The organism is Phenylobacterium sp., assembly GCF_030697305.1.
In the GTDB taxonomy this organism is placed as follows: domain Bacteria; phylum Pseudomonadota; class Alphaproteobacteria; order Caulobacterales; family Caulobacteraceae; genus Phenylobacterium.
In genome coordinates, this window is sequence record NZ_JAUYQL010000074.1 from 1 (window position 1) to 10,703 (window position 10,703).

10 protein-coding genes are annotated in these 10,703 nt (G+C 62.8%); 8 read left to right on the forward strand and 2 right to left on the reverse strand.

Annotated elements, in window-relative coordinates:
* A partial coding sequence (locus Q8R27_RS08365) for a DNA-binding protein (protein WP_305698585.1) occupies positions 1–945 on the reverse strand: 945 nt, incomplete at its 3' end.
* Positions 946–1,047: 102 nt separating this feature from the next.
* On the opposite strand from Q8R27_RS08365, the gene Q8R27_RS08370 reads away from it, so the two are divergent.
* Positions 1,048–2,253, forward strand: coding sequence for a site-specific integrase (locus tag Q8R27_RS08370; protein ID WP_305698586.1), 1,206 nt, complete (start codon positions 1,048–1,050; stop codon positions 2,251–2,253).
* A 130-nt stretch (positions 2,254–2,383) separates the two neighbouring features.
* Here the strand turns inward: Q8R27_RS08370 and lptB are convergent, their stop codons facing one another.
* Positions 2,384–3,127, reverse strand: coding sequence for an LPS export ABC transporter ATP-binding protein (lptB, locus tag Q8R27_RS08375; RefSeq protein WP_371134669.1), 744 nt, complete (start codon positions 3,125–3,127; stop codon positions 2,384–2,386).
* 152 nt (positions 3,128–3,279) lie between these two features.
* On the opposite strand from lptB, the gene Q8R27_RS08380 reads away from it, so the two are divergent.
* The 7 genes from Q8R27_RS08380 (at position 3,280) to Q8R27_RS08410 (ending at position 10,551) form a co-directional block, all read left to right on the forward strand.
* Positions 3,280–3,717 (forward strand): MarR family winged helix-turn-helix transcriptional regulator, encoded by a 438-nt coding sequence (locus Q8R27_RS08380; RefSeq protein WP_305698587.1) that lies wholly within the window; start codon positions 3,280–3,282, stop codon positions 3,715–3,717.
* Between the two features lie 177 nt (positions 3,718–3,894).
* Positions 3,895–4,932, forward strand: coding sequence for an HlyD family secretion protein (locus tag Q8R27_RS08385; RefSeq protein ID WP_305698588.1), 1,038 nt, complete (start codon positions 3,895–3,897; stop codon positions 4,930–4,932).
* A gap of 52 nt (positions 4,933–4,984) precedes the next feature.
* Entirely contained in the window at positions 4,985–6,469 is a 1,485-nt protein-coding gene (locus tag Q8R27_RS08390) for a DHA2 family efflux MFS transporter permease subunit (RefSeq protein WP_305698589.1), read from the forward strand.
* Between the two features lie 16 nt (positions 6,470–6,485).
* Positions 6,486–6,941: a universal stress protein gene (locus tag Q8R27_RS08395; RefSeq protein WP_305698590.1), complete on the forward strand. Its 456-nt coding sequence runs from the start codon at positions 6,486–6,488 to the stop codon at positions 6,939–6,941.
* 171 nt (positions 6,942–7,112) lie between these two features.
* On the forward strand, positions 7,113–8,324 hold the full coding sequence (locus Q8R27_RS08400; RefSeq protein WP_305698591.1) for a cyclopropane-fatty-acyl-phospholipid synthase family protein: 1,212 nt from the start codon (positions 7,113–7,115) through the stop codon (positions 8,322–8,324).
* Between the two features lie 277 nt (positions 8,325–8,601).
* On the forward strand, positions 8,602–9,558 hold the full coding sequence (locus Q8R27_RS08405) for an alpha/beta fold hydrolase (protein ID WP_305698592.1): 957 nt from the start codon (positions 8,602–8,604) through the stop codon (positions 9,556–9,558).
* A 138-nt stretch (positions 9,559–9,696) separates the two neighbouring features.
* Complete coding sequence (locus Q8R27_RS08410; protein WP_305698593.1) at positions 9,697–10,551, forward strand: MaoC family dehydratase N-terminal domain-containing protein; 855 nt, start codon at positions 9,697–9,699, stop codon at positions 10,549–10,551.
* The last annotated feature ends 152 nt before the right edge of the window (positions 10,552–10,703 follow it).

Genomic DNA, 10,703 nt, shown 5'->3' on the forward strand with positions numbered 1-10,703 from the left:
GCGAGTGCCTGGCGCTCTCTTGACTGCGGCGGCTTCCAGCCTCTGCCTCGTCGCATCCAGTTCGCGGGTCTGCTGCTCACGCTGCTCCAGTAGTTCCGCGATGCGGCCCTCCAACTCGCCACTGCGCTGGCGCAGCGCGTCAATCTGCTGCTGGCGCTCCAGGACTTCCTGGCGACGTGCATTCGCATGCTCTGCGATCTCGCGTCGCAGTTGCTCGACTTCCTTCTGGAGCTTGCCAGCGTTGCCGCGCTCTCGGTCCACATCCAACAGCGCCCGTTTCATCTCGCCGGCATGGCGCTCTTCGGTCGCCGTTGCCACTGCGCGTTGCTGTTCGAGTTCCCGGGTGAATCGTTCCTGGGCTGCATTCAGCGCCGCCTGCAACTCCTGGCGGTGGACTGCGGCGGCTTCGACCTGGCGCTGCTGGGCGGTGACCTCGCCTTGGGCGCGGGCCAACTCGCTTTGCAGCTCCATTACCCGCCCCTGAGCGGTCCGCAGCTCGTCCCTTGTGGTGCCCAGTGCCGCTTCTGCGGCGTCCGCCCGCGCGCCGGCGGACTGGGCGAGCCCTTCGGCAGCCACCACGGTCGCGCGAGCTTCCTCGCGGTGTTGTGCCAACGTGTCCTGCGCGGCCGCCTGCGCCTGCTGCCACAGGGCGCCGACCATCTCGCCGGCGGCGGCCTGCAGCGGCTGGGGGAGATCGGGATGCTCGATGCGCACGCGACTCTTCTCACGCAAGGTTTCCCAGAACCTGGCCAGCGCCTCGGCCGGCGCGCTCATGCTGCCCTTGCGCACCAGCTGGTACAGCTTGTTGGCGGTGGGGGTCAACCCATAGCGGAAGAACAGCAGCACGCACACCTCGCGGTACAGATCCTGCGTTTCGGGATGCTGCGCGCGCAGGGCCTCGATTTCGGCCTGCATCCGGGCTTCGGTGACGGGTAGAGTGTCCATGGGCGTCGCTTTCGCATTCAATGAAGAAAATAATACAACGTAATACGTTGGATAATTTTCCATTTTGATAAGTCTATGGACATAACTACTCTAATGTCCATAATGTTTGACGATGCGACCCTGTGCGAGCAGCTCACCGTGAATCCGCTGGTCACCCTGGATCAGTTGGTAGTTCCCGCTCGCCTGGATGGCAGTCTCGGGCGCAATCGCGCCACATCGCCGGGGCAGTTGACCGCGAGCGATGACCGCTCGGCAGTCCTCGCCTGGCTGGCTCGCTACACGGACTCTCCGGCGACCCTGGCCAGCTACCGCAAAGAGGCCGAGCGCCTCATGCTGTGGTGCGGGCTACAGCATGGCGTGTCGCTGTCAGACCTGACCCACGAGGACCTGTTGATCTACCAGCGCTTCCTGGCCGATCCGCAGCCGGCCGAGCGCTGGGTGATGGCCCCCGGTCAAAAGCCCCGTCGGGCGTCGCCACTGTGGCGGCCGTTCGCCGGGCCACTGGGCGTGTCCAGCCAGCGCCAGGCGCTGTCGATCCTGAACGCCATGCTCTCCTGGCTCGTGGAGGCCGGTTATCTCGCCGGCAACCCGCTGGCCCTCAGCCGGCGCAAGCGAAGGCACGCCGCGCCGCGCGTCAGCCGCTTCCTCCCCATGGAGCACTGGACAATCGTCAAGACCACAATCGAGGCGATGCCCATCACCACGGAGCGGGACCGACTGCACGCCTCACGCTGCCGCTGGTTGTTTTCTTTGCTCTACGTCGGTGGGCTGCGGGTTTCTGAGATCTGCAATGCAACTATGGGCGGCTTCTTTAGCCGTCGCGGCGCCGACGGCCGCGAGCGTTGGTGGCTCGAAGTCACCGGCAAAAGCAGCAAGGCCCGGCTGGTCCCCGCCACCAGTGAACTCATGGCTGAATTGATCCGCTACCGCAAGGTGACCGGTTTGAACCCGCTGCCGCTCGAAGGGGAGGCCTTGCCCCTCATGATTCCGCTGATCGGCCCTGCCAAACCGACGGCACGTAGTGCGATCCACGAGATCGTCAAGGCGGTGATGCGTGAAAGCGCAGCCCGGCTGCGCGAGCGCGGGCCTGAGTTCGAGGCTGCAGCCGCTCACCTTGAGCAGGCGTCCACGCACTGGATGCGCCACACGGCTGGCTCACACCTGAGCGAGAAAGCCAATATCAAGGTGGTTCGCGACAACTTGGGCCACGCCAATATCAGCACGACCAGTGTTTATCTGCATTCCGAAGACGACGCCCGCCACGACGCCACGGCGGCTGTGCATCGCGTCGGATGGGGGACGACGTAGTTCTTGCGGCCCCTCGCGGCGATTCGTACGCCTGGCCATGACCAAGTCGTTTTCGGACCTTTGACCTGAAGGGACACGCGACCAGCGACCGTCGGCACGCTGGTCTTGTCGGGCCACGTTCACATTCTTTCTACATCCGAAAGTGTTCACCCAGATAGATGCGGCGTACCGATTCATTTGCGACGATATCCGCCGGGCATCCGCTGGCCAGTACCGTTCCTTGATTGATGATATATGCGCGGTCACAAACGCCCAGCGTTTCACGCACGTTGTGGTCAGTAATCAATACCCCGATGTTGCGCGCCTGCAAGAATCGGATAATGCGCTGGATTTCGATGACCGCAATGGGATCGATCCCGGCAAACGGTTCATCAAGCAACAGGAAGCGCGGCTTGGTCGCTAGCGCACGCGCTATCTCCACCCGTCTGCGTTCGCCGCCGGATAGCGACAGCGCGGGGCTTGTGCGCAGCTTCTCGACTTGCAGGTCGGCCAGCAAGGCATTCAACCGCGACTCGATCAAAGCACGCGACAAGCTCTTGCCGTCCTGATATTGCAATTCGAGCACCGCACGGATGTTGTCCTCGACCGTCAACTTGCGGAAGATCGATGGCTCCTGTGGCAGATAGGACAACCCCAGGGCGGAGCGTCGATGGATGGGTAAGCGGGATATGTTGACGCCATCGAGGTCGATTTCTCCCGCGTCGGACGGCACGAGGCCAACGATCATGTAAAACGACGTGGTCTTGCCAGCGCCGTTGGGACCCAACAACCCGATCACTTCACCGCTGTCGAGCCGCAGCGACTCATCCTGCACGACTTGCCGCGCCCCGTAGTGTTTTCTCAGGCCGCGAACCATCAAGCTGCGCGCCGTCATCGTTGCGTTGTCTCGATTCGGGGGCTACTCATTGCTCAACAAAGTTCTGCGCGGAGTCGGCAGGGCCGGGACACGACGCGAAGAGGTCAACCATTCACTTGACGAGCCTCTTGTTCGGTTGAATACTACGCATACTACATCATATGATACGCATGGTATCGGAACAAGACAGTCTGGGTTTCATGCTGGCTGACCTTTCCCGGATGATGCGGCAGGCCTTCCAGCGGCGATTGGAGGGAAGCTCCATCACCTTGGCGCAGGCGCGGGCGCTCGTTTACCTGGCCCGCCACCAGGGCATTCGGCAGATCGACTTGGCGAAACTGCTGGAAGTCCAACCCATCACGCTCGCGCGTTTGATCGACCAATTGGCCGAGGCGGGATTAGTCGAACGTCATGCCGATGCTGCAGATAGACGGGCCTATCGAATGTACTTGACAGATGCCGCGACTCCGCACCTGACTGCGATCAGAGAAGTTGGCGCCGCGATCCAAGCCGACGTGCTGCGCGATCTCGACAAACAGGAGGCTGCAGCGGTCCTCGGCGCCCTGGGCAAGATGCGCCGCAATCTGGCTTCAAGCCGCGAGCGCTGAGTTCTCGTCTCATAGCGCTTCGATCTTGACTCACACCCGAACCAGAACCAGAACCTTGTCGCCGCCAGTCGAGCCGCTGCGCGCCAATGCACGGTCTTTGCGTGCGGGAAAAGCGCGCCGTCCTTCGACGCCCGGCGTTGCGGGCACGGCGGTGTCCCGGTCTCTTGGGAGAATCGGGTGATTGAGCGGCTGCGAACATTCAAACAATCGCTGGGCGAACGGCGGGGCCTGCGTCATGCATTCCTTGTGGTGCTCGCAGTAGCCGTATTGGTCACAGGCGGACGATTCGTTCATCACCGGATCACACACCTGGATGTGACCGATGCACGTATCGCCTCCGAAATGATCGCAGTGGCCAGCCGCTCACCCGGTTGGCTGTCCTCCCGTGCGGTCCAGGAAGGCGACAGTGTCCATCGCGGCCAGACGCTGGGGGAAATCTATGCCGAAAGTGCCAGCCTGGCCGCGATCGCCCAGGCAGCCAGCTTGCAAAGTGCCGAGGCTGAAGTCCTGCGTCTGGAGCAGTTGATTGCGGAAACTCGAGCTTCGACCCAGGCTGCCGTGCGAGAGGCGCAGAGCCAACTGGACTCCGTCGCGCTTGCGCAAGAGCAGGCACGCCTGAATGAGGCCAACGCTCGGGCCGACTACCTGCGTGACCGGGATCTGGTAGACCGGCAGTTTGTGTCCGAACAGCGAGTGCAGCGTAGCGAGACGGTTTACAAGATTGCTCAGCGCGAGCAGCAGAAGCTGACTTCCGAGGCGAGAGCGGACGCGGAGGGTCTTCGCGCCCGACTGAGGCTGTCGCGTCTGGACGTGCATGACCTGCGGTTGGTCGCTCCTGTCAACGGGGTGGTGGACCGTACCTTCGCCAATACCGGCGATTACCTTGCCGCTGGACAGCGCGTGTTGCTGATGCACGATCCCGAAGCGATCTGGGTGGAAGCCAACATCAAGGAAACGGATCTGGCCGACATCCGGCTTGGCCAGCCTGCGCAGGTGCGTGTCGACGCCTACCCTGGGCGAACGTTTGAAGGCCGGGTGAGCCTGATCGGCAACAGTGCGACCAGCGCTTTCGCATTGCTGCCGAATCCAAATCCGTCGGGCAACTTCACCAAGATCACGCAGCGCATTCCGGTCCGCTTGTCGGTCCGGCAAGAGGGCTTGCTGCTCAAGCCCGGAATGATGGTCGAGGTATCGATTGACACCCTCCAGCGCTAGCGACGGGCTGGGGCCCTTTTTCGACCGATACGGGCCGGCGTACCGATGGCTGGTGATCTCCACCACCATGATGGCCACCATCACCGTGGTTCTGTCGTCCACCGTCGTGAACGTGGCATTGCCCGACATCATGGGCGTCTTCGGGATCGGGCAGGACCAGGCCCAGTGGATGTCCACTGGCTTCCTCGCTGCGATGACCGCGTCCATGCTACTCAACGCGTGGCTGAACGACGCGATTGGTGTTCGCGCAACCTTCATTGGGTCGCTCGCACTGTTTTCTGCTGCTTCGGTCTTGGGCGGGGTGGCGCCCAATGAGGACGTGCTGACCCTGGCGCGTGTGGCCCAAGGGATTGCTGCCGGCATCGTTCAGCCCTTGGCGATGATCATGATTTTCCAGGTCTTTCCGATCAACGAGCGCGGGCGGGCGATGGGCATCTATGGGATCGGGGTGGTGCTGGCCCCGGCCCTTGGCCCCACGCTGGGTGGCTGGCTCACCGACAACTTCAACTGGCGCTGGGTCTTCTACATGGGTCTGCCCACTTCGATCGCCGGCATGCTGCTCGGCTTGGTGTTTCTGCCGGGGCGTCTGGACAACGAAAAAACTGCGCGCTTCGATTTTTTCGGCCTGTTGCTGCTCACTCTCTTCTTGGTGATCTCGCTTTATGCAGTTGCCAACGGCCAGCGCGCGGGGTGGAACTCCAACCTCATCGTCGGGTTGTCGAGTCTCGGCGCCATTCTCATGCTCGCCTTCATTGCCTGGGAGCTCAAGACCCCGCAACCGCTGGTCAATCTCTCGGTCTTCAGTGTTTCGCGCTACGCCGCGGCGGCGGTGGTGGCTCTGATCTTCGGGGCCGGCATCTACGGCTCCTCCTACCTGGTGCCATTGTTCGTGCAGATCGTCCAGGGCTACACGCCGACGCTTGCGGGTGAGCTCCTGATTCCGGGAGGGCTGATTCTGGGTCTCGTCTTTCCCATCGCAGGGCGGCTGACTGACCGGTTTCCGGCGTACTACATGGTCGGCACAGGATTGTTCGTCTTCGGGCTCTCCAACATGCTGATGTACGACATGAATGCAGACACTGGTTTCTGGCGCATGGCATTACTCGTCCTGCTCGGTCGCGTCGGCCTCGGCGTGATGATGCCGGCCTTGAACGCAGGCGCACTGTCGGTCCTGCCACCCGCGATGCTGGCGCAAGGGACCGGAACCATCAACTTCGTGCGCCAGTTGGGGGGCGCATTTGGCGTCAGTCTGCTGGCTGCCACAACGGAGGTGCGCTTTGGGTTTCATGCGGACACCTTGGCGGCGACCCAGACCGCAGGCAATGGAACCACGCTGGAACTCATCAGTCGGGTTGCCGGGCTGGATAGCTCGTGGGGAGTGCCCGTGACCCAGACGTCCGCTGGGGCGCTGAACTACCTGAGCCAGATGGTCGCCGCGCAGGCACAGAGTCTGGCTTATGGCGATGGCTTCGCGCTGGTGGCAATTGTCTTCTGGGTGGGCATCCTGCCGGCATTGTGGATGCGGCCGAAACACTGAAGAAAGGAAAGTACTCATGTTCCAGACCATCGTCTTTGCCTACGACGGAAGCGCTGAGTCGCAAGATATGCTTGAAGAGGGCATCACCTTGGCGCGCCGCTTCAGTGCCCGTTGCCATTTGGTGGCGGTTGTCCCGCCTTGGTCATCCATGGCACTGGCCGCCGGGCCATTGCCCGAGGGTATGGTGGAAGACCAGCACTCCCAGGCTGCAGCCATTCTGGTAAACGGACTCGACCGGCTGCGCCATGCGGGGCTGGAGGCGACAGGCAAGGTGAGGGTATGGGAAGAACCCGCCGAGGCGATCGGCTCCTTCGCCCGCGAGGCCGGCGCCGACCTTGTCATTGTCGGCCACCACCAGCGCTCGGCCATCAGTCGCTGGTGGCGCTCGTCGGTGGGGCACTCCCTGATGGACCATGTGTCGTGCAGCCTACTCATTTGCATGCCGCGCGAAGCGGCATGCCATTCACATTGACAGCCCTACCATACCATCGTCGATGGCCGTCTCAGTTGCGCCGGTTCTGCAGTCCGGCTACGGCTGGAAATAAGGGCGTTGCGGAGAAGATTGCGCCGTGACCGCCGCTGCACTCCTCGCTTCGAGCGGCGATTGGGTTGTGTGCCGATTCAACCTGCTACGGAGAAAGTGATGCTTTGGGAAAAGAAGGTGGCCCAGTGGAGCGCGGCAGTCCGCGAGCAGGCGAACGTGCCCGCGCGCCTGAGCCTGTGGGAAGGGCAGTCGTATGACTTCGGGACATTCGACCGACCCGCCGTCACGGTGCACGTGAAATCGCCGGCGGCGATACCGCTGCTGCTCGATCCGAGTCTGGACAGCCTGGGCGAGGCCTACATCAAGCAGAAGATCGACCTGGACGGCCGGCTGGCCGACATCATCGACATCGCCTATGCGCTGGCCAAAGCTTCCATCGGCAAGCCGAACAAGCTGCAACGGGTGGTGCGCTACTTTGCCCATTCCAAGGCGTCGGACAAGAAGTCCATCCAGTATCACTACGACGTATCGAACGAGTTCTATCAATTGTGGCTCGACCCCAACATGGTCTATTCCTGTGCCTATTTCGAGAATGGCGACGAAGACCTGGAGACCGCGCAACTCAAGAAGATCGATCACATCCTGACCAAAATCCAACTGCAGCCTGGTCAGACGCTGCTGGACATCGGCTGTGGCTGGGGTGCGTTGGTGATTCGCGCGGCGCAGAAGTTCGGCGCCCGGTGCGTGGGCGTCACCCTCTCGCAAAACCAGTTTGACTTGGCGAGCGAGCGCGTGAAGGCCGCTGGCCTGGCGGATCGCATCGAGATTCGGCTGCAGGATTACCGCGACGTAACCGGCCAGTTCGACCGGATCACCAGCGTGGGCATGTTCGAGCACATCGGGCGCAAAAACCTGCCGGCGTACTTCCGGCGCGTGCACGAGCTTCTGGCTGAGGACGGCGTGGTGATGAACCATGGCATCGCCTCGACGGATCCGCAGGGCGGCGAAGTTTCGTACGGCGGCGGCGAGTTCATCGACCGATACGTGTTCCCAAACGGCGAGCTGCCGCACATCAGCGCCACGCTACTGGCGATGCAGGAGGGCGGACTGGAGACATTCGACGTCGAGAACCTGCGGCGCCACTATGTGACGACGCTGCATATCTGGAGCGTCAACTACGAGGCCCGAAGCGCCAGGGTGCGCGAGTTGGTGGACGAGGAGAAATTCCGCATCTGGCGCGTGTACCTGGCTGGCTGCGCCCATGCATTCGAGTGCGACGACGTGGCCATCTACCAGATCGTGGCTCGCAAGGCAGGACAGCAGGCCGGCACCCTGCCGTGGTCGCGCCGGTATATCTATGCCAGCCATTGAGCGCGCTGATCATCAACGCGATGCTACCTCCGCGACGAGTTGGTGCGAAGCTATGTCAAACGCACCGGCAAGGCAAGAAGGCCCTTTCAAGCAGGCGAGAAGTTGGACGTTCGCATCCATGCACAGCTGCACGCGGTTCGGCGAAATCCAAAGCTTGTTCGTTCATTCTCCCTTGCTCCATCTGTCGCCTATATTTCCCAGTGCTGAATAACGCCGTCCTGGCTCATCGTCAGGCTGGTGAAGGCTGAGTTTTTTTTTGTTTGGATTGGATTCATTCATGAACTCGAACGCGCGCTACATCCGCTTGCCGGGGACCCCTGAGCCGATGCAGTACTGGCCGGGCCACGGCGGCATTCGCATAGCTGGCGATTTGTGGGGTCCTGCGGACGGGCCATTGGTCTTGCTGCAGCACGGCGGCGGTCAGACGCGCCATGCCTGGAAGGGTGCCGGCGAAACACTGGGTTCGGCCGGTTACTGCGCGGTCGCCTTCGATGCGCGCGGCCATGGCGACAGCGACTGGGCGCCTGACGGCTTGTACGGGCAGGATGTGATGGTACGGGACCTCGAATGTGTCGTCGCAGCCCTGGGCAATCGCCGACCGGTGTTGGTGGGAGCCTCGATGGGGGGCGGCACCAGCCTTGTCGCCGTGGGTGAGGAGCACGTCGATGCGACGGCGCTGGTGCTCGTGGACATCGCACCCAACATCGAATCCGAGGGCGTCAAGAACATCCAGGCTTTCATGAATCTGAAGCCGGAAGGCTTCGATTCGCTCGAGGAGGTAGCGCAGGCGATCACGTCTTATCAGCCGCACCGTAGCCGTCCGCGCAATCTCGATGGCCTGGCCAAAAACGTGCGGATGGGCGCGGACGGCAAGTACCACTGGCACTGGGACCCGCTGTTTCGCGCTGCCACGCGCAACGTCGAACTGCGCACCAAACGCCTGGAAACGTGCGCGGTGAATCTGGATCTGCCGACCCTGCTGGTGCGTGGCGGCTTGTCGGACCTGCTGAGCGAACAGGGCGCGCAGGCTTTCCTGAAGCTGTGCCCGACAGCCGAATACGTCAGCGTCACCGGGGCGGCCCATATGGTGGCCGGCGATCGCAACGACATCTTCACCAGTGCCGTCATCGAATTTCTCGCGCGGGCGGTTCCGGTTCACGCCGAGCCGCTGCGCTCGCCGCACCCAGCCCGGCCGCACAACGATCCGGACAAGGACATTGTCGACGTGCCGTGATGGCGGGCTAGGTGCCGCAACGGGCCCGCAGCCAAAGATATCGCAGCAGCATGCAATGCGCTGGCCGCACGGTCTTCGCCTTTGCCGAAGCCTTGCTTTGCACAAGCCGCATTGCACTGGCGCGGCCGGCGGTCCACTATGCACCCGATGATTGCTGAACTGCAGAAGTGGCAGGGCCGCACCGAGACCCTGCAAGACGACATCACCGCCGCCCCGGTACGCGCGCTGGCCGCCACGCTGGACCGCGACGACCCGCTGCCCGTGCCCGGCACGGTGCTGCCGCCGCTGTGGCACTGGCTGTATTTTTTGCCGCACCACCGCCACAGCGAGATCGGCCCTGACGGCCATGGCAAGCGCGGCGGCTTTTTACCGCCGGTGCCACTGCCACGGCGCATGTGGGCCGGCGGGCGGTTGCAGTGGCATGCGCCGCTGCGCCTGGGCGACAGCGTGCAACGCACCTCGCGCATTGAATCGGTCAGCCACAAAAGCGGGCGCACCGGCGACCTGGTGTTTGTGGGCGTGAAGCACGAGATCACCAACGCGCAGGGCCTGGCCATCTCTGAGGAACATGACATCGTGTACCGCGCCGCAGCGCAGCCCGGCGACCCGGCGCCGCCGCCCGCCACCGCGCCGCATGCGGCGGTGTGGTCGCGCGAGATCGTGCTGGGCGACTTGCTGCTGTTTCGCTATTCGGCGCTGACCTTCAACGGCCACCGCATCCATTACGACAGGCGCTACGTGACCGGTGTAGAGGGCTACCCCGGCCTGATCGTGCATGGCCCGCTGATCGCCACACTGCTGGTGGATCTGCTGCGCCGCCAGGTGCCTGATGCCGTGCTGCGCACGTTCAACTTCAAGGCGGTGCGCCCCACGTTTGACCTGCACCCCTTTCGCGTCAACGGCCGCCCCTCGGCCGACGGCAAAACCATAGACCTGTGGGCCTGCGACCATGAAGGCTGGCTCACCATGCAGGCCACCGCCACACTGAACTGATGAAAACACAAATAGGGGTCTCCTCGTTTTCAGTGCAATAAGTGACGGTACGCAAAGCTAGCACTGGCGCGGGGGTGGTCTGGGTAGACCGTTGATTTCATTGACTTTCCTGTTCGCTTTGTAAACGGGTATGGTGGCCTCCCACTTTTGAG